The organism is Ensifer sp. 4252 (genome assembly GCF_050434565.1).
Lineage (GTDB): Bacteria > Pseudomonadota > Alphaproteobacteria > Rhizobiales > Rhizobiaceae > Ensifer.
Genome location: NZ_JBNDIU010000017.1, coordinates 113,098 through 130,825, shown reverse-complemented (window position 1 = coordinate 130,825; position 17,728 = coordinate 113,098). Strand labels below are relative to the sequence as shown.

Genomic DNA, 17,728 nt, shown 5'->3' with positions numbered 1-17,728 from the left:
ATGAACATTGTCGTCAGAAAAGCCAGAGCTGAAGACGTCGAGCCGATCTTCGACATCCGCACCAGCGTCGTTCAGAACCACCTCTCGCGCGAACAGCTTTCGGAGATGGGCATCACGCCTGCGACATTGATCGAGACGCTGGCGGCCGACGCCGGCGTCTGGCTCGCTGAGGTCGACGGCAGCCCGGCCGCGTTCTCGTCGATCGACGACGAAGACGGCTGCGTCTTCGCCCTCTTCGTCAGCCCGGCTTTCGAAGGGCTCGGCCTTGGACGACTGCTCTTGCAGGAGGCGGAAACTGCCCTCTTCCGTCGCCATGAAACGATCTGGCTCGAAACCGACGGCCGCGACGACATCCGTGCAAATGGCTTCTACCGCAAGCACGGCTGGATCCACGTCGACACAATGGCGAACGGCGACGTTCGCTACGAGAAACGCCGCGCGAAATAGCGTGCCGACGGCCGCGTGCAGTTCGCATCCATCGCGCGGAGGATCGGGCGGCAGGCAAGCTTGGACCTCAGTTCGTTTCGAGCGGCTCGAATGCGGCACGCAGCATCACGATGGCTTCCGATACGGACGGTCCCTCGCCTGCCGGCGGAACGGGACGCTCGCAAAACTCGCGCCAAACAAAGAGTGTCAGATCTGCCCCGTCCGTGCCTGCCTCATCTGACGGTTCGGCGAACAGTTCCAGCGACCGATAGCGCGCGTCCTGCCAGAACAGACGTTCGACCCAGTCGTAAATCGGGATCAGGTGAAAGTGGATGGGATAGCCGGGCATATGGCCATAGCGCCCGATATAGATCCGCTTGGGTTCAAACAGCCGGCGCAGCGCATCCTGGCCTCTTGCCAGCATCGGCCCGAGCGATGTCAGCGCCTCGGCAGGAAGATCGGCCAAATTGTTGGTGTCGATCTTCGACCCGAGCATCAAATAGCCCGGTAGCGCGCTGTCAACCCGGTGACCAAGGCTCCAGTGCTGCGTCTCGTAGATCGCGAACTCACCAGGTGTCTTCATCCACCAATCCTTTGAAACCGCGGGCAATCTTCCCCGTGAGATGGCACGAAGCAACGGGGCAACCCGCCGGCGCGCAGCCCGCTTGCGGCAGCAAGGTGTATCCACTCCCCCAGGGATGACGGCGACAAGCCTCAAGCAACGCCGCCGGCATCTGTCCGACCATTGGCAACACCACTCATACTCCCTCACTCCGCCAAACAACAACCGCTCGCGGGCCTGTGGCACGAAACAGCCTGGTGATTCGGCGGATCAATTCGCGGCCGGAACCGGGCAGTCCAGGTCACCGTCGGTGCATTTCAGGTAACCCTTGAGGTTTTCGATGCGTATCTGGGTCATGCCGTCGAGGCAGGAACTGGAAATGAACGGATACACGGAGCCGCCCGCAACCGTGGAACTTGAAAAATTGCACTCGGCATCGCGAAACGCGACCCAAGCCCTCTGAGCTGCTACCAGCAGTTTTGTGGTATCCGCGTCGTCCTTTAGTCGTGTCTCGATCTGCTTGTAGAGCGAGTTCAGTTCGGCGTCAGATTTCTCATAGGCTTTGCCGGCGCATATGTTCATGTCGGTTTGGTTCGTCAGGTCGCCGCAATTTTGATCGGCAAGTGCGGACGTGGACGTTGCCAAAACCAGGGCGGCAGTCAGCAGTGAAATCTTCATGGAACTTGGCCTCCGTTTGAAATGACCCTGCTCGCGTTTGAGATGAATAAACCCGTTACTGCTATGCAAGCCGTCATATGAGCAGCGTCTCGCTCGACATGCTGTCGCCGCCGCTATCCGCAGCTTCCATGATCGTCTGATGATGGCCTCTCTTCGACTTCATCAGAGATTCAATCACCGGTCGCACCAGGAAAGGCCATATACTGCATACTGATATTGCAGCCCCATACAACCGTGTGAATGGATGGGGATCGGTCACCAAATGAAACGGGGCGACCTAAGCCGCCCCGTTCGAAGTTCCAATCTTGACGCGCTCAGGTGTTGAGGCCGCTGCCCCACGGGCCGTGGTGGGCATCAGCGCCATCGACGCGATCGAAACCGTGGGCGCCGAAGAAGTCGCGCTGGGCCTGGATCACGTTGGCGGTGCCGCGGCCGCGGCGGTAGCTGTCGAAATAGCCGAGTGCCGAGGCGAGTGCCGGCGCCGGCAGGCCGCCGAGGGCTGCTGCCGAAACGACGCGGCGGAGTGCTGCGTCGGTTTCCTTGACCATGGCCGCAAAGGCCGGCGTGACGATCAGGTTGGCAGCATCGGGCGCCTTGGTGAAGGCCGTGGTGATTTCATCCAGGAACTGCGAGCGGATGATGCAGCCGGCGCGCCAGATCTTGGCAATCGTCGGCATCGGCAGCGACCAGCTGAACTCCTTCGAGGCGGCGGACATGACGGCGAAGCCTTGAGCATAGGCGCCGATCTTGGCGGCCAGCAGCGCATTTTCCAGGTCGTTGATGAAGGCTGCCTTATCAGTGACCTTGAACTCGCCGACATCAGGCAGGCCGAGGATCTTCTCGGCGGCTTCACGCTCTTCCTTGGCGGACGAGATGCTGCGTGCGGCAACGGCCGCTTCGATCGCGGTTGCCGGAACGCCCATGTTCTGCGCTTCGATCACCGACCACTTGCCGGTGCCCTTCTGGCCGGCCTTGTCGAGGATCAGGTCGACGATCGGCTTGCCGGTCAGCGGATCCGCTGCCTTCAAGACCTTTTCGGTGATCTCGATCAGGTAGGAATTCAGGCGGCCCTTGTTCCAGGCGCCGAAGACTTCGCCGATTTCGCCGGCCGTCATCTTCAGGCCGTCGCGCAGGATGCCGTAGATTTCGGCAATCATCTGCATGTCGGCATATTCGATGCCGTTGTGGATGGTCTTGACGAAGTGGCCGGCGCCGTTTTCGCCGAGCCAGGCGACGCACGGGTCGTTGTCGTACTTGGCGGCAATCGAGGTCAGCACCGTCTCGACGCGCTTATAGGACTCTTCCGTGCCGCCGACCATGATCGACGGGCCATGGCGCGCACCCTCTTCACCGCCGGAAACGCCCATGCCGATGAAGGTCAGGCCCGAATCCTTCAACGCGTCGAAGCGGCGCATCGTGTCGCGGAAGTTGGCGTTGCCGGCATCGATCATGATGTCGCCCTTGGCAAGGTACGGCTCGAGGATTTCCATCTGCTGATCGACCGGCTCACCGGCCTTGATCATGATGATAATCGGGCGCGGCGGGCGGATGGCGGCAACGAACTCTTCGATGGTGTCGCAGGGCACGATCTGGCCCTGAAGTTCGCCGGCTTCCGCGTAGAATTTATGCGTCGCCTCGACGGTGCGGTTGAAGACCGCGATCTTGTTGCCTTTTTCAGCGATGTTGAGCGCCAGGTTCGAGCCCATGACACCGAGACCGATAAGGCCGATTTCCGCCTGTGACACGTGATTGCCTCCATTGGACAGAAGAGCCGGACGCGATCTGGATAAACGCGTGGGAGCCGGCCCCTCGAATTGAACTTCGCGCCCTCGCATTGCCCCTCGGGAAAGGGGCGGACGCGAGATGCGACGGCGGAGGCTGTTTTGGCATTCAAATCGATTAACGACAAGCCATTCCTAAGAAAATCACTCCTTTTCGGGCTTGCCGTCGCCATCGTCGAGTACGCGCCAAGAGGCGCCGTCGAGGTCTTCGTACTGGCCGCTCTTTAGCGCCCAGAGGAAGGCGACGAGACCAAGTCCCCCTAAGAACAATGCGATCGGAATGAGATAGATCAGCGTGTTCATGAGGCGCTTCCGATCGCGCCAAGCCGCGTCGGCGCCTGCCGCTCGGCGGACACTGCGCTCGCCTTCCCCATCCTGGCGCGCAGGCGCAGCGCATTGGCAACGACGATCACCGACGACGTCGACATCGCAACAGCGGCAATCAGCGGCGTGGCATAACCCATGATGGCGATCGGGACGGCGATGATGTTGTAGCCGATCGCCAGCGCAAAGTTCTGGCGGATCAGCCGGCCGGCGCGGCGCGAGGTGTCGATCGCCATCGGCACGGCGTCGAGGCCCTGGTGCAGGAAGACGAAATCGGCAGCCTGCCGGCCGACATCGGCAGCAGTTGCCGGTGCCATCGATACATGGGCGGCGCGCAGCGCCGGCGCGTCGTTGATGCCGTCGCCGACCATCAGCACGCGGTGGCCGCCGTCGGCCGCAGCCGCGCATTCGTCGACCTTGCCGCGCGGCGACAGTTCGGAGCGCCAGCGCTCGATACCGAGCCTTCGGGCGAGCGCTGCCACGACCGGCTCGCGGTCGCCCGACAGAATGCCGGTCGCAAATCCCATGCGGGTAAGCTTGTCGACGCTTTCGCGCGCCAGCGGCCGAAGCCGGTCTTCAAAACGGAAGCAGGCAAGCTCGCGTCCGTCGAGCGACAGGATCACCTCCGACTGGCCGCTCGCCTCGCCGGCGTCGCCGCAGGCAAAGGCGCGGCTGCCGAGGCGATAGATGCCGTCTGCCGTCACAGCCTCGATGCCGGCACCGGGGATTTCGCGGATATCGCCGGAAAGAACCGGCGCGACCGGAGCCGCATCGTGGATGGCCATCGCCAGCGGGTGGCGCGAGTGCACGGCAAGGCCGGCAGCGGTCGCCAGCACTGACGGCTTGATCTCGGCACCGTTGGTAAGGCGCGGCTCGCCGGCGGTCAGCGTGCCGGTTTTGTCGAACAGCACGGTGTCGATCTCGGCCAGCCGCTCCATGGCCGAGCCGTCCTTGACCATGACGCCGTTCTGGAAGAGCCGCCCGGCGGCAATGACCTGCACAACCGGCACCGCGAGCCCAAGCGCGCAAGGGCAGGTGATGATCAGGACGGCGACGGCAACCAGCATGGCGTGATGAAAATCGCCGTCGATGAACATCCAGCCGATGAAGCTCAGGAATGCCAGCAGGTGAACCGCCGGCGAATAATACTGCGCGGCACGATCGGCGATGCGGCGGTAGCGCGCCCTGCCCCCTTCGGCAGCCTCCATCAGGCCCATGATTTCCGCGAGCAGCGAGTCGCGGGCAGCAGCCGTCGCCTCGATCGTCAGCGGTCCCGTCAGATTGAGCGTGCCGGCCTCGACCGTGTCACCGATATGCACCGGCGCCGGCGCGCTTTCGCCGTTGACGATCGACCGGTCGAGGTCGCTCGAGCCGACCAGGATACGCCCGTCGACGGGGATGCGCTCGCCGGCGGCGATCGCCAGCCGTTCGCCCGGCTTGATCTCGTCGACCGGCCGGTATTCGCGGCCGCCATCGGCATCGACCACCATTGCGCCGCGGGGCGACAGGCGCGCCAGGCTGCTGATCGCAGAGCGGGCGCGACCGCGCATCATATGGTCGAGCGTGCGACCGATGAGCAGGAAGAACAAAAGCATCACCGTGCCGTCGAACCAGGCATGGGTGCCGTGGGTGATCGTCTCATAGAGTGAGATACCGTAGGAGAGCGTGATCGCCAGCGCGATCGGCACGTCCATGTTGGTGCGCCCATGCTTCAGCGCATTCCAGGCGGACGCATAGAAGAACCGGCCGGCATAGATCAGCGTCGGCGCGGCGATCAGCGCCGAAATCCAATGAAAGAGATCGCGTGTGGCCGCCTCGGCACCGGACCAGACCGAGACCGAGAGCAGCATGATGTTGGTGGAGGCAAAGCCGGCGACGGCCACGGCGCGCACCAGTTGCTTCAAGTGTGTATCGCCCTCTTCCTCGCCGGGGGCAAACAGATGCGTCTCGTAGCCGCGCTCGCGGATGGCGCGCGCCAGTTCGCGCGGATCTGTGCGCTCGCCGGATAGGTCTTCCTTCCAGACGATCGAAACCCGGCGCGAGGAAAGGTTGACGCGGGCGCGCTCCACCTCCGGCCGGGTCTTCAGGGCAGATTCGATCGTGGTGATGCAGGCGCCGCAATGGATGCCGGGCACGCTGAGGTCGGTCTGGCGAAGGCCGCCGCCGAGGGCACGGCTGGTCAGCCACAGCTCTTCCGAGCTCGGCAGGCCCTGGCCACTTCTATCGATCTCCAGCGCGGTCTCGGCGCCGACGGCGCAGCAGCTCATGGGCGCTCTCCCGGCGCGATGAAGCGAATGGCCTGACGGTAAACGACCTTGTCGCCCGACGTCGCGGTGATATCGGCGATCCATTGGCCGCGCTTGAGGTCGGTTGCCGCGACGAAGACCCCCTCGCCCTGATGCGCCATCTCGACCTGCACGTCCTCGTGCTCCTCGACCGGACGCTTGAACACAGCAACCACCTTGTCGGCCGAGGTCTCCGCCTTGCCCTGCCGCGTCAGCGTGTAACGGACGGCACCGGGCTCCAAGCTAAGCTTGCCGTCGAGGCCGCTTGCCGCAAAGGCGCGGGCCTCCTTCACCTTGCCATTGAACTGCTGGCTGGCGACATAGGTGTTCTGGACGACGAGCCCGCTCCAGCTATGGCTTGCGTTCCAGGCCATGATCAGGTTGACGGTGATGATGGTGCCGAAGAACAGCACCATGACGCCGAGCATATGCCATCCGGTGAAGACACGAGGTTGCCTGCCTTGGTTAGCGGTCATTTCGCGGCTCCCGGGCTGTTGAAGTTGGCCTTGTAGACATCGCGCTCATGGCTCGACGGGTCCTCCACGATCAGGCTGAAGCCGTCTTCCGCCTCGCCGAGTTTTTCCTTGGGCAGCGTTACGAACACCTTAAGTGCCGTCACCTTGTCCGGATCGACGCCGACCGCGAAGCTGCGGCCGTCGCCTGGTGCCTGTCCGGCGATGCGCATCATCGCCGACGGCATGCCGTCGATGGTGAGCGTGATCGTGCGCTGTTCGGGGATCATGTTCAAGAGCTTGACCATGTAGCCGTTGCGCACCGATCCATCCGATTCGAGCACGAATTGCGGGTTGCGATCATGCAGCACATTGAGCTCCAGCCGGTCGCGCGCCAGAAGCGCATAGAGCAGGCCGATGCCGACCAGCGTCCAGACGCCGAGATAGACAAGCACGCGCGGCCGGAAGACGATCTTCCAGTTGAAATGCCTGACCTTGTCGACGAACGTGCCATCGGCATCGCGCACCCGGCCCGGGTCGATCGCCGTCGTGCCGCCGTTGGTGGCAAGCGCCATGTTGGAGGCGTAGTCGCTAAGCGTCGCATAGGCGATCAGCCCGCGCTCACGGCCGAGCTTGTCCATGACGTTGTCGCAGGCGTCGATGCAAAGCGCGCAGGTGATGCATTCGAGCTGCTGGCCGTCGCGGATATCGATGCCCATCGGACAGACGACGACGCAGGCATTGCAGTCGACGCAATCGCCGACGCTCTCCCCGGCGGCAGCCGCCTTCTTCTGGTGGCGCGAACGCGGTTCGCCGCGCCAGTCGTTGTAGGTAACGACGAGCGAGTTCTCGTCGAGCATCGCCGCCTGGATGCGCGGCCACGGGCACATGTAGGTGCAGACCTGTTCGCGCATCAGCCCGCCGAAGACATAGGTGGTGGCGGTCAGGATCGCGACGGTCATATAGGCGATCGTCGGCGCCTCGAGCGAGACGAAGCTCTTCAGCAATGCCGGCGCATCGGCAAAATAGAAGATCCAGGCGCCGCCTGTGGCAATGCCGATCAGGATCCAGATCGAGTGTTTCGTCACCCGCTTGACGATCTTGGCGGCTGTCCACGGCCCGGCATCAAGCTTCATGCGCGCGTTGCGGTCCCCTTCGATGTAGCGCTCGACGACGAGGAACAGATCGACCCAAACCGTCTGCGGACAGGTGTAGCCGCACCAGGCGCGCCCGACCGCGGATGTCACCAGGAAGAGGCCGAAGCCGGCCATCACCAGAAGCCCGGCCACGAAGAAGAACTCCTGCGGCCAGATCTCGATGAAGAAGAAATAGAACCGGCGAGCGGCGATATCGATAAGCACCGCCTGGTCGGGCGCATGCTCGCCGCGGTCCCAGCGGATCCAGGGCGTCAGATAGTAGATGCCGAGCGTCACCAGCATCACCAGCCATTTGAACTGGCGGAATCGTCCCTCGGCCCGTTTCGGAAAGATCTTCTTGCGCTTCTCGTAAAGCGGCTTGCGCACATGCGCCGCCTTGACCGCCTCGGCCTCGTGGCGTTCGACGATGGGGGCGTTTGTGACGGATTGAGGCTGCATGTGTGGGAAATCCCCGAATATATCGCGTATTGGACCCCGTTTTGCCTGATTTGGCCGGCGGAAACGTTGATCTGTGTCAAGTTTGCAGGCTAAAGCGCCCGCATGCGTCGAAACGTCCGGGCCTCGTGCCGCGCGACCTGATGGCAATCGCCACACCACGACATCCCATCAAACCAACGAGGACCGCATGGACACGATCATCGGCTTTCTAAACACGATCTTCTGGGGCTATGTGCTCATTTATGGCCTGCTTGCCGTCGGCATCTTCTTCACAATCCGGCTCGGCTTTCCCCAGATCGTGCATTTCGGCGAGATGTTCCGTGTGTTGAGCAGCGGCGGATCGAAGGATGCGGCCGGCATCAGCCCTTTCCAGGCGCTGACCGTTAGCCTCGCCTCGCGCGTCGGCACCGGCAATCTCGCCGGCGTGGCCGTCGCGCTCTACCTCGGCGGACCGGGTGCCACCTTCTGGATGTGGATGGTCGCGCTCGTCGGCATGGCGACCGCCTATGCGGAAAGCGCGCTGGCCCAGCTTTACAAGGTCAAGAACGAGAACGGCCAATATCGCGGCGGTCCGGCCTTCTATATCGCCCGCGGTCTCAATGCGCCGTGGGCGGCGACGACCTTCTCCGTCTGCCTCATCCTGTCCTTCGGTCTGGTGTTCAATGCGGTCCAGGCCAACTCGATCGCCGATGCCGTCCAGGGCGCCTTCGGCGTTCCGAAGATCGCGGTCGGCATCGCCGTTGCCGCGCTCTCCGGCGTCGTCATCTTCGGCGGCATCCGCCAGATCGCCCGCGTTGCCGAAATCGTCGTGCCGTTCATGGCTGGTGCCTATCTCCTGACCGCGGTCTATGTGCTGATCGCCAATGCCTCGCTGGTACCGAACGTGCTTTGGACCATCATTTCCAGCGCCTTCGGCCTGCAGGAAGCCGCAGGCGGCGTCGCTGGCGGCGTGACCGCCGCGATGATGAACGGCGTCAAGCGCGGCCTCTTCTCCAACGAGGCCGGCATGGGCTCCGCCCCGAATATCGCAGCCGTCGCCACTCCGGTTCCGCATCACCCGGCATCGCAGGGTTTCGTGCAGTCGCTCGGCGTCTTTATCGATACCATTCTGATCTGCACCGCGACGTCGGTGATGATCCTTTTGTCCGGCACGCTGGAGCCCGGCTCCGGCATCACCGGCACGCAGCTCACTCAGGCGGCGATGAACGTCCATATCGGCTGGGCGGGCAGCTACTTCATCGCCATCGCGATCTTCTTCTTCGCCTTCACCTCGATCATCGGCAACTATTCCTACGCGGAGAATGCGCTGACCTATCTCGGTGGCGCCAACCGTCTCGGTATCACCATCATGCGTTGCGCCGTTCTCGCCATGGTCGTGTGGGGCGCCTATGAGAGCATCGCCACCGTGTTCGACGCCGCCGATGCCTCGATGGGCCTGATGGCGACGATCAACCTGATTGCCATCCTGCTGTTGTCGGGTACCATTGCCAAGCTGACGAAGGATTATTTCGCCCAGCGCAAGCAGGGTGTCGAACCGGTCTTCCATGCCGCCGACTACCCGGAATTGCAGGGGCAGATCGACGGCGAGATCTGGTCGCGCGACTAGGGCGGCGGGAGCCCTGCAACGGGACTGGCCGCTGACGGAGATCAAGGAATGCACGGGACGCTTCAGCCAATGACGCTTGCCAAGCGCTGCGGCATCTACCGCGAGCGCTCGGCGCCGGCTTCGCTTGCAGCCCATGTGGAATGCCTTTGGAGCCACGCCATATCAGGGGGTCCGCCCTCGCCCATGGCTGTCGTTCCCGATGGCTGTGTCGATATCATCTGGTCGAGCCGGGGCCTCGCGGTCGCCGGGCCAGACAGGGTCGCGGCTTTTCCGGTGATCGGGCCGGGCGAGACCGTCGTTGGCCTGCGCTTTCGCGCCGGCATCGCGGCCTCCTGGCTGCGCACGCCACTCTGCGAGCTGACCGGCACCGTCGTGCCGCTCGACGCCTTCTGGGGTGCTGCCGCCGATAAACTCCACACGCAAATGGCCGAGGCCGGCAGCACGGCAGCGCGTGCCACGATCCTTGCTCAGGCGGCAGAACAAAGACTGCCGGCAATCGCCGCCCCGCCTGCCGACATCGCCGCCTGCCTGATTGAGCTGCGACAGAGGCGTCCGGCTTCGGACAATCCGATCCGGCTGCTGGCGCAGGCGACAGGCACCAGCGAACGCACGCTACGCCGCCGTTGCCACGAACACTTCGGCTATGGCGCCAAGACGCTCGACCGCATTCTCCGCCTGCAGCGGTTTCTCGCCGCCTGCCGAAGCGATGTCCAGGCGAGCCTGACCGCGCTTGCATTCGATGCTGGCTACTCCGACCAGGCCCATTTGACGCGCGAGACCCGGGAGCTGACGTCGCTCTCGCCGCGCGAAATCCAGCGTCAGCTCGCGAACTGACTGGCCGTTTCGTTCAAGACGGCGACGCCCTGTGGTGCTACCCCTTGATTGCAACGGCAAAGACAAGGCGACGAAACGCATGACGACACTGGCAGCGAAAATCATCCACACCTCGATCGAGCGCGACTGGCGCGAGGTCTATGCCTTCATGGCCAAGCCGGAAAACATGCCGCTCTGGGCATCCGGCCTGTCGTCCGGCCTGAAGCGTGACGGGGAGGAATGGATCGCTCCCGGACCGCTCGGCAATGCACGCGTCCGCTTTGCACCAGACAACGCCTTCGGCGTCGTCGACCATCTGGTGACGCTCGAAAACGGCGTGAAGGTGCACAACGCCCTGCGCGTCGTGCCGAACGGCGATGGCGCCGAGGTGACGTTCACGCTCCTGCGGCAGTCCGACATGAGCGACGAGCAATTTGCCGGCGACGCCGAATGGGTGGCAAAGGATCTCGCGGCGTTGAAATCAATCTTGGAATCAGAAAGCGACAGGACACATCATGGGTAACAAGGGCAACGATCAGCGCATCGACTATGTCGAGTTCAACGTCTCCGATATCGCCGCCAGCAAGGCGTTCTATGGCGGCGCCTTCGGCTGGACCTTCACGGACTACGGCCCTGAGTATTGCGAGTTCCAGGACGGAAGATTGACCGGCGGCTTCACCACGACAGGTCCGGTCAGAGCCGGAGGGCCGCTGATCATCATCTATGTGGACAATCTGGAAGACGCAGTGACCAAGGTCGAAGCGGCCGGCGGAAAAATCCTGCAGCCGATCTTCCCCTTCCCCGGCGGGCGGCGTTTCCACTTCGCCGACCCTGACGGTTACGAGCTTGCGGTCTGGTCCGCGCAATAGCCATCCGGCGCGCCGGCTTCCGCCATCTGTGGACAGCCGGCGCCTGCGCCTTCAGATTTTACGCCGGTTTAATCTTTGCAGCCCAAGATTGCGCGCGAGAACAGATCGCGGCAAAGGGCGCAGGGCAATGGCAGACGAACACGAGTTTCTGCGCAATTCCGTCATCATCGGCGCCCACCCCGACGACGAACTGCTGTGGTTCACCTCGATCCTGAAAAAGGTCGACGAGGTCACCATCCTTTACCGCGACATTTGGTCGGAGCCGCAGATGGGCGACGCGCGCGTTGCCGCGATCAAGGCCTATCCGCGCGGCAATGTCCGTTTCCTCGAGATGGAAGAGACCGGCTCATTCGACTGCGCCGACTGGACAAGCCCGAAGCCTGGCCCCTACGGCATGGAGTTCGGCACCGAGGGGACGCGCCGCGAGGCCAAGCGTGTCGTGAAAAAATCGCTGTCGCAACTCATGCCCGGCAGCTTCCGCCACTCGACGCGGCCGATCGCCCAGGCCTATCGCGAAAACTACGAGACGCTCTACCGCACGCTGCACCCCCTCCTGAAGCCCGATATGAACGTCTTCACCCACAATCCGTGGGGCGAATATGGCCATGAGGATCATGTGCAGGTGTTTCGCGTGCTCGACCGGCTTCGCGACGAAATCGGTTTCAAGCTGTGGATGTCGAACTATTGCACCGAACGCTCGATGCCGCTGGCGATGCAATATTTCAGCCGCAAGCCGGTCGACTATATCCGCCTGCCCGCCGACAAGGCCTTTGCCGAGGAAGTCGCGGCAGTCTATCGCGACAAGGGTTGCTGGACCTGGCGCGACGACTGGATCTGGTTCGACGACGAGTGCTTCATGGAAGCGCCGCGCAGCAAGCCCGAGGGCAACGGCTTCCACCTCCTGCCGATGAACCTGTTCAATTTCGGCACCGTCGTGCGCCGGCCGGTCAACGCGCCGCTGCTTCTGGGCGCAGCCCTTTCGAGCGTCATGGTCGGCGCCACTATCGCCGCCGCGCTGGAATGAAAAAGGCCGCGTCGTCGGACGCGGCTGTATGACTCAACCAGAAATTTGCAATGACCGCATGTGGCAGGCTCGCCCCTCACTGTCCTGCCGGACATCTCTCCCCGCCGGCGGGGAGAGAGACGCTGGGCGCAACGTCATCCCCAATCGCCAACGTTGACGAATGGCCGCGACGTTGGAGCTTGCGACCTTCTCCCCGTAGGCGGGGAGAAGGTGCCGGCAGGCGGATGAGGGGCAAACCTCGCGCCAACCGCCGGCGTTCCCTTACTCGCCGCCACCCAGCGAATGCACGAACACGGCAAGCTGCTTGACCGTGGTGTCGCCAAGGCGCGGCAGCCAGGCTGGCATGACGCCGTGCTTGGGCGCCTTCATCTGCGCGATGATTGCCTGCTCGCTCGAGCCGTTGAGCCAGAGCGCATCGGCAAGATCCGGCGCGCCGAACTCGCGATTGCCCTTGGCGTCCGTGCCGTGGCACGAGGCGCAATTGGCCTCGAACAATGCCTTGCCCGGTTCGACCAGGGCAGCATCCGAAGGCGTGCCGGTCAGGCTGACGACATAGGCGGCCGTCTGCTTGATCTCTTCCGGCTTCAGGATCTCGGCAAAGGACGGCATTTCGGAGACGCGCGTGTCGTCGTCGCCGGTGTAACGGATGCCGTGCGCCACCGTCTGATAGATCTCCTCGGGCTTGCCGCCCCAGAGCCAATCGTCATCGTTGAGGTTGGGGAAGCCGGCAGAGCCGGCGGCACCCGAACCGTGGCACTGCGCACAGTTGACCTTGAAGGCCGAGGCGCCCGCCGCAACCGCGAACTGGTGAAGCTGCGGATCGGCGATGATCTGGTCGAGCGAGCTTGCGGCAATCTTTTCCAGATTGCCGGCCTGTGCCGTCTTGGCATCGGCAAGCTCGACGCTGAGCTCGGCGCGGCTGGAGTAGCCGATCACGCCCTTGGTCGCATCCGTCAGGAGCGGCACGGCGGGATAGACGATCATGTAGCCGATCGACCAGATGATGGTGGCGTAGAAGGTATAGACCCACCAGCGCGGCATCGGGTTGTTGAGCTCGCGGATCCCGTCCCATTCGTGGCCGGTTGTTTCGACGCCGCTGATCTCGTCGACATGTTTGTCCGCCATGGATCAATCCTCCTTACGAGCGGCATGAGGAAAAGCGTGTCGCGGTTTTCCGCCCGCATGCCGCTCTGATTTCTGGGTCTCGATCACATCGTGATCGAAGGGGATGGCTGCGGCCCGGTCGGCTGCCTTCTTGGCGCCGGGCCGGAAGATGAAGGCGACGACGCCCAGGAAGAAGATCACCATGCCGAGCAGCGCCCAGCTGTCGGCGAACTGGCGCATGGCCGTGTAGGTTTCCATGTCCGTGCCCTCCTTTAGCGATAGCCCGTGGTGTCGTCATAGGTGGAGAAGTCGACCAGTGTGCCGAGCATCTGGAGATAGGCGACGAGCGCATCCATCTCCGTCAGCTTCTGCGGATCACCGTCGAAATCGCCGAGCTTGGCCTTGGGGTAGCGCGCCTCTACGCCCGACGTGTCCGCATTCGGATCGGCCTGCGCCTTGATGTCGGCGGCAGCGTTCGCGACCATCTCGTCCGAGTAAGGCACGCCGACGGCCCGATTGGCCTTCAGCTGTCCGGCGACGTTCCTCACGTCGAGCGGCGTGGACTTCAGGAACGCGTAGCTCGGCATCACCGATTCCTGCACCACCGAGCGCGGCTCGATCATGTGCTGCACGTGCCACTCGTTGGAGTAGCGGTCGCCGACGCGGGCGAGATCCGGCCCGGTGCGCTTCGAGCCCCACTGGAACGGATGGTCGTACATGGATTCCGCCGCCAGCGAGTAGTGCCCGTAGCGCTCCACCTCGTCGCGGAACGGCCGGATCATCTGGCTGTGACAGACGTAGCAGCCTTCACGCACGTAGATGTCGCGGCCGGCAAGCTCCAGCGGCGAATAGGGCCGCATGCCTTCGACCTTCTCGATGGTGTTTTCGAGATAGAACAGCGGCGCGATTTCAACGATGCCGCCAATCGAGACGACGAGAAGCGAGCCGACGAGCAGCAGCGTTGCGTTGCGTTCCAGGGTGGCGTGTTTGTCGAGAATGGACATGGTTTATGCCCTCCTATTCCGCAGCCTTGAGCGCAGGTGTCGAACCGAAGATCGGAGCTTCGTCGCGCACGCGGCCGAGGATGGTCATTGTTACGTTGAAGGCCATGAGCAGAGCGCCGGCGAGGAACAGGGCACCGCCCAGTGCACGCAGCACGTAGTAGGGCAGCATGGCCGCGACCGATTCCGCGAAGGAATAGACGAGGAAGCCCTGGTCGTCGTATTCGCGCCACATCAGGCCCTGCTGGATGCCGGCAACCCACATGACGGCGGCGTAGACGACGATGCCGAGCGTGGCGAGCCAGAAGTGCCAGTTGACCATGCGCACGCTATAGAGCCGCTCGCGGTTCCACAGCTTCGGCGTGAGGTAGTAGATGGCGCCAAAGGTGATCAGGCCGTTCCAGCCGAGCGCGCCCGAATGCACGTGGCCGATCGTCCAGTCGGTATAGTGGCTGAGCGAGTTGACCGTCTTGATCGACATCATCGGACCTTCGAAGGTCGCCATGCCGTAGAAGGCAACAGCCATGACCATCATGCGGATGATCGGGTCGGTCCGGATCTTGTCCCAGGCGCCCGAGAGCGTCATCAGGCCGTTGATCATGCCACCCCAGGACGGCATCCACAGCATGATGGAAAAGACCATGCCGAGCGTCTGCGCCCAGTCGGGCAGCGCCGTGTAGTGCAGATGGTGCGGACCGGCCCAGATGTACATGAAGATCAGCGACCAGAAATGGATGATCGACAGGCGGTAGGAATAGACGGGGCGGTTGGCCTGCTTCGGAATGAAGTAATACATCATGCCGAGGAAGCCGGCCGTCAGGAAGAAGCCGACCGCGTTATGCCCGTACCACCATTGCGTCAGCGCGTCCTGGACACCGGCAAAGGCCGAGTAGCTCTTGGAGCCCAGGAACGACACCGGGATCGCCAGGTTGTTGACAATGTGCAGCATCGCGATGGTGACGATGAAGGCCAGATAGAACCAGTTCGCCACGTAGATATGCGGCTCCTTGCGCACCAGCAGCGTGCCGAGGAAGACCGCGAGATAGGCGACCCAGACGATCGTCAGCCACAGGTCCACATACCATTCCGGCTCCGCATATTCCTTCGACTGGATGATCCCCAGAAGATAGCCGGTCGCCGCCATAACGATGAAGAGCTGGTAGCCCCAGAACACGAACCAGGCGAGATTGCCGCCGAAAAGGCGCGCACGGCTGGTGCGCTGGACGATGTAGAACGAGGTCGCGATCAGCGCGTTGCCGCCGAAGGCGAAGATCACTGCCGAGGTGTGCAGCGGCCGCATGCGGCCGAAGTTGAACCATGGCTCGATGTTGAGATCCGGAAAGGCCAGTTGGAGCGCAACCACGACGCCCACGAGAAAGCCGACGACGCCCCAAAAGACGGTGGCGATGACGCCATATTTCACCACGTCGTCGGAATATTCCGACTGCGGTGCGGCCGCCCTGCCTGATGATGCCGTGCTGAAGTCGAGGCGCCGCATCATAACGATGGTGCCGCCGAGCAGCACGAAGAACAGCACCCACATATGGGCTTCGAACTGCCGGTCCTGTGCAAATCCGGCGCCTAGAAGCGCAAGAAATGCACCGACCCCAAGCAGGATCGTCTCGAAAGTGTATTTCATGGTTGGGTCCCCAACTTTGTCCTGATGCAGACGCGTGCACGCGCCTAAAGGCGGCATGCCAGCGCAGCTTTGCTGTAAGTGTCAGAATCGGGAGGGCTACACCTTGATTCAGATCAAGGCCGACCGTGCTCATTTGCTTCACCATGATGAAACAATGAGGGAGCGCCATAGGAGCTGGCGTCAGAACAGCATGAAGAGAACAAATGACGAAGGAAGGATCAGGGCCTGGACGGGATTGCCGCCGCGCCCTGCCCCGATCGGCGAGCCGCGGGCCTGGATGGCGCGCGCCCATCAGGAACAGCTCGCCCTCTGCAACATCCTAGAAGAAATCGCCGACAGCCTGCCGGCCGAAATCGACCGGCAGAAATGTGCCTATGCCGCCAAGATGCTGGAGCCGCTGATACGCGAACTGCATTCGGGCGAAGAGAGCGCGGTGTTCCGCTGGGTCGAGCAGCATTTCGGCGACGACCCGTCGATCGCGGCAACTCTCGCGCGGCTCAAATACGAGCATTGCGAAGACGAATGCTTTGCCGAAGAGCTGACGGAGATGCTGGTGAAGCTCGGCGCTGCCGACGAGAGCGTCAATGCGGAGACCGCCGGCTACATGCTGCGCGGCTTCTTCACCAATCTGCGACGGCATATCGGCTTCGAGCAGGAATGTCTTCGCACGCTGCTCCCGGCAAATCCGGACATCACCAATTGAACGAACGGCGGCCCGAAAGGGCCGCCGTTTCGCTATCGGGGTTCACCTGCCAGGGATCAGGCCGCGATGGCGCGGCGTCTGTCCGCATGCTCCTGGATCACCAGGATCGCGCCGATGAGCTTGCCGTTGCTCGACATGCAAGGCGTCAGCCGGCAGCGTACCACGACCGTTCGCGCGTCGACGGTCTTGGCGAAGGTATAGTCGACCACCTCGCCCGCAAAACAGCGGTCTAGATAGTTCTTCACGCGCAGCTCGAAGCGCTGGATGCCGATGAACTCGACGATATGCCGGCCGATAAGATCCATCGGGCGGCTTTCAAGATGGTTGGCGTTGAGCGGATTGGTATAGAGATACCGATAATCCGGCGTGATGACAGCGATGCGATCAGGAAAACTGTCGAGGATCGCCTCGTTGAGCAGCCCCTCGTCCGCCCGCCCCTTGTGTGGCGCAGCGGGCGTGCGCTCCAGTCGCAACTCGGCAGCGTTGACCGCGCCAGTGGCTGCGAAATAGCGATTGATCAGCGACTGCAGCAGCTGCGAGTGGCGCAGCACGCAGGAAATGTCGTCGGCCTCCACGCGCAGAATATCGATCAGAAACTGGAACTGAAGGCGAGCATCTTCGACGCTCACAGCCTTCTCATCATAGACCGACTTCAGAATAGGATCGAGCTCGCGATCCAGAAGTCCGATCAGATGCTCGTCTGCCGTACGGACAGCATATTGCAATTGTGAATACTTGAACCAGAACAGCTCAATCAGTGCGTTCAATTCGAAACCCCAATTCCCCCACGGCCGAGGCCGCGCCGATGCACTTATAAGACAGGCTTTGATGATGTAGACGCTGATCTAGGCTTTGACGTTTCCCCC

18 protein-coding genes and 1 pseudogene are annotated in these 17,728 nt (G+C 62.8%); 7 read left to right on the top strand and 12 right to left on the bottom strand.

The window, feature by feature from the left end; genetic code table 11:
• Positions 1 to 447 carry a GNAT family N-acetyltransferase gene (locus ABIE33_RS25825; RefSeq protein WP_429130656.1) on the top strand — a complete coding sequence of 149 codons (447 nt, stop codon included), beginning with the start codon at positions 1 to 3 and terminating at the stop codon, positions 445 to 447.
• 67 nt (positions 448 to 514) lie between these two features.
• Here the strand turns inward: ABIE33_RS25825 and ABIE33_RS25820 are convergent, their stop codons facing one another.
• The 7 genes from ABIE33_RS25820 to ccoG all read right to left on the bottom strand — a co-directional run bounded on the left by ABIE33_RS25820 (position 515) and on the right by ccoG (position 8,103).
• Entirely contained in the window at positions 515 to 1,009 is a 495-nt protein-coding gene (locus tag ABIE33_RS25820; RefSeq protein WP_429130655.1) for an HIT family protein, read from the bottom strand.
• 249 nt (positions 1,010 to 1,258) lie between these two features.
• Positions 1,259 to 1,666 carry a lysozyme inhibitor LprI family protein gene (locus ABIE33_RS25815; protein WP_429130654.1) on the bottom strand — a complete coding sequence of 136 codons (408 nt, stop codon included), beginning with the start codon at positions 1,664 to 1,666 and terminating at the stop codon, positions 1,259 to 1,261.
• A 314-nt stretch (positions 1,667 to 1,980) separates the two neighbouring features.
• A complete protein-coding gene (gene gndA / locus ABIE33_RS25810) occupies positions 1,981 to 3,411 on the bottom strand; it encodes an NADP-dependent phosphogluconate dehydrogenase (protein WP_429130653.1) in 1,431 nt (476 codons plus the stop codon).
• A 180-nt stretch (positions 3,412 to 3,591) separates the two neighbouring features.
• The gene (gene ccoS / locus ABIE33_RS25805) at positions 3,592 to 3,750 is read right to left on the bottom strand and encodes a cbb3-type cytochrome oxidase assembly protein CcoS (RefSeq protein WP_025427340.1); all 159 of its coding nucleotides are present in this window, start codon (positions 3,748 to 3,750) and stop codon (positions 3,592 to 3,594) included.
• The gene (locus tag ABIE33_RS25800) at positions 3,747 to 6,038 is read right to left on the bottom strand and encodes a cation-translocating P-type ATPase (RefSeq protein WP_429130652.1); all 2,292 of its coding nucleotides are present in this window, start codon (positions 6,036 to 6,038) and stop codon (positions 3,747 to 3,749) included. The genes ccoS and ABIE33_RS25800 overlap by 4 nt, the downstream gene beginning before the upstream one ends.
• Positions 6,035 to 6,532 carry a FixH family protein gene (locus ABIE33_RS25795; RefSeq protein WP_429130651.1) on the bottom strand — a complete coding sequence of 166 codons (498 nt, stop codon included), beginning with the start codon at positions 6,530 to 6,532 and terminating at the stop codon, positions 6,035 to 6,037. Before ABIE33_RS25795 ends, ABIE33_RS25800 begins: the two co-directional genes overlap by 4 nt.
• Positions 6,529 to 8,103 (bottom strand): cytochrome c oxidase accessory protein CcoG, encoded by a 1,575-nt coding sequence (gene ccoG, locus ABIE33_RS25790; protein WP_429130650.1) that lies wholly within the window; start codon positions 8,101 to 8,103, stop codon positions 6,529 to 6,531. The genes ABIE33_RS25795 and ccoG overlap by 4 nt, the downstream gene beginning before the upstream one ends.
• 187 nt (positions 8,104 to 8,290) lie before the next feature.
• Between ccoG and ABIE33_RS25785 the strand changes: the two genes are divergently transcribed.
• The 5 genes from ABIE33_RS25785 to ABIE33_RS25765 all read left to right on the top strand — a co-directional run bounded on the left by ABIE33_RS25785 (position 8,291) and on the right by ABIE33_RS25765 (position 12,415).
• Positions 8,291 to 9,709 (top strand): alanine/glycine:cation symporter family protein, encoded by a 1,419-nt coding sequence (locus ABIE33_RS25785; protein WP_429130649.1) that lies wholly within the window; start codon positions 8,291 to 8,293, stop codon positions 9,707 to 9,709.
• A gap of 48 nt (positions 9,710 to 9,757) precedes the next feature.
• Positions 9,758 to 10,543, top strand: a complete 786-nt coding sequence (locus tag ABIE33_RS25780; RefSeq protein WP_429130648.1) for a helix-turn-helix domain-containing protein — start codon at positions 9,758 to 9,760, stop codon at positions 10,541 to 10,543.
• Between the two features lie 79 nt (positions 10,544 to 10,622).
• Positions 10,623 to 11,045, top strand: coding sequence for an SRPBCC family protein (locus ABIE33_RS25775; RefSeq protein WP_429130647.1), 423 nt, complete (start codon positions 10,623 to 10,625; stop codon positions 11,043 to 11,045).
• A complete protein-coding gene (locus ABIE33_RS25770; protein ID WP_429130646.1) occupies positions 11,038 to 11,391 on the top strand; it encodes a VOC family protein in 354 nt (117 codons plus the stop codon). Before ABIE33_RS25775 ends, ABIE33_RS25770 begins: the two co-directional genes overlap by 8 nt.
• Positions 11,392 to 11,518: 127 nt before the next feature.
• Entirely contained in the window at positions 11,519 to 12,415 is an 897-nt protein-coding gene (locus ABIE33_RS25765) for a hypothetical protein (protein ID WP_429130645.1), read from the top strand.
• Between the two features lie 261 nt (positions 12,416 to 12,676).
• Here the strand turns inward: ABIE33_RS25765 and ccoP are convergent, their stop codons facing one another.
• The 4 genes and pseudogenes from ccoP to ccoN form a co-directional block, all read right to left on the bottom strand.
• Entirely contained in the window at positions 12,677 to 13,540 is an 864-nt protein-coding gene (ccoP, locus tag ABIE33_RS25760) for a cytochrome-c oxidase, cbb3-type subunit III (protein ID WP_429130644.1), read from the bottom strand.
• Positions 13,541 to 13,627: 87 nt separating this feature from the next.
• Positions 13,628 to 13,777, bottom strand: a pseudogene (locus tag ABIE33_RS25755) (cbb3-type cytochrome c oxidase subunit 3); the annotation flags it as partial.
• 14 nt (positions 13,778 to 13,791) lie between these two features.
• The gene (ccoO, locus tag ABIE33_RS25750) at positions 13,792 to 14,523 is read right to left on the bottom strand and encodes a cytochrome-c oxidase, cbb3-type subunit II (protein ID WP_429130643.1); all 732 of its coding nucleotides are present in this window, start codon (positions 14,521 to 14,523) and stop codon (positions 13,792 to 13,794) included.
• 13 nt (positions 14,524 to 14,536) lie between these two features.
• Positions 14,537 to 16,159, bottom strand: coding sequence for a cytochrome-c oxidase, cbb3-type subunit I (gene ccoN, locus ABIE33_RS25745; protein WP_429130642.1), 1,623 nt, complete (start codon positions 16,157 to 16,159; stop codon positions 14,537 to 14,539).
• A gap of 190 nt (positions 16,160 to 16,349) precedes the next feature.
• Here ccoN and ABIE33_RS25740 point away from each other — a divergent pair, with 190 nt between their 5' ends.
• Positions 16,350 to 16,862 (top strand): hemerythrin domain-containing protein, encoded by a 513-nt coding sequence (locus ABIE33_RS25740; RefSeq protein WP_429130641.1) that lies wholly within the window; start codon positions 16,350 to 16,352, stop codon positions 16,860 to 16,862.
• A 56-nt stretch (positions 16,863 to 16,918) separates the two neighbouring features.
• On the opposite strand, the gene ABIE33_RS25735 is transcribed toward ABIE33_RS25740, so the two are convergent.
• Positions 16,919 to 17,629 carry a PAS domain-containing protein gene (locus ABIE33_RS25735; RefSeq protein ID WP_429130640.1) on the bottom strand — a complete coding sequence of 237 codons (711 nt, stop codon included), beginning with the start codon at positions 17,627 to 17,629 and terminating at the stop codon, positions 16,919 to 16,921.
• Between the last annotated feature and the right edge of the window lie 99 nt (positions 17,630 to 17,728).

Excerpts from the sequence above, each read along its gene's own strand:
- ABIE33_RS25815 (WP_429130654.1), bottom strand. The coding sequence starts at position 1,666 with ATGAAGATTTCACTGCTGACTGCCGCCCTGGTTTTGGCAACGTCCACG.
- ABIE33_RS25765 (WP_429130645.1), top strand. The coding sequence starts at position 11,519 with ATGGCAGACGAACACGAGTTTCTGCGCAATTCCGTCATCATCGGCGCC.
- ABIE33_RS25780 (WP_429130648.1), top strand. The coding sequence starts at position 9,758 with ATGCACGGGACGCTTCAGCCAATGACGCTTGCCAAGCGCTGCGGCATC.
- ABIE33_RS25800 (WP_429130652.1), bottom strand. The coding sequence starts at position 6,038 with ATGAGCTGCTGCGCCGTCGGCGCCGAGACCGCGCTGGAGATCGATAGA.
- ccoP (WP_429130644.1), bottom strand. The coding sequence starts at position 13,540 with ATGGCGGACAAACATGTCGACGAGATCAGCGGCGTCGAAACAACCGGC.
- ccoS (WP_025427340.1), bottom strand. The coding sequence starts at position 3,750 with ATGAACACGCTGATCTATCTCATTCCGATCGCATTGTTCTTAGGGGGA.
- ccoN (WP_429130642.1), bottom strand. The coding sequence starts at position 16,159 with ATGAAATACACTTTCGAGACGATCCTGCTTGGGGTCGGTGCATTTCTT.
- ABIE33_RS25740 (WP_429130641.1), top strand. The coding sequence starts at position 16,350 with ATGAAGAGAACAAATGACGAAGGAAGGATCAGGGCCTGGACGGGATTG.
- ABIE33_RS25775 (WP_429130647.1), top strand. The coding sequence starts at position 10,623 with ATGACGACACTGGCAGCGAAAATCATCCACACCTCGATCGAGCGCGAC.
- ABIE33_RS25770 (WP_429130646.1), top strand. The coding sequence starts at position 11,038 with ATGGGTAACAAGGGCAACGATCAGCGCATCGACTATGTCGAGTTCAAC.
- ABIE33_RS25795 (WP_429130651.1), bottom strand. The coding sequence starts at position 6,532 with ATGACCGCTAACCAAGGCAGGCAACCTCGTGTCTTCACCGGATGGCAT.
- ccoG (WP_429130650.1), bottom strand. The coding sequence starts at position 8,103 with ATGCAGCCTCAATCCGTCACAAACGCCCCCATCGTCGAACGCCACGAG.
- ABIE33_RS25785 (WP_429130649.1), top strand. The coding sequence starts at position 8,291 with ATGGACACGATCATCGGCTTTCTAAACACGATCTTCTGGGGCTATGTG.
- ABIE33_RS25825 (WP_429130656.1), top strand. The coding sequence starts at position 1 with ATGAACATTGTCGTCAGAAAAGCCAGAGCTGAAGACGTCGAGCCGATC.
- ABIE33_RS25820 (WP_429130655.1), bottom strand. The coding sequence starts at position 1,009 with ATGAAGACACCTGGTGAGTTCGCGATCTACGAGACGCAGCACTGGAGC.
- ccoO (WP_429130643.1), bottom strand. The coding sequence starts at position 14,523 with ATGTCCATTCTCGACAAACACGCCACCCTGGAACGCAACGCAACGCTG.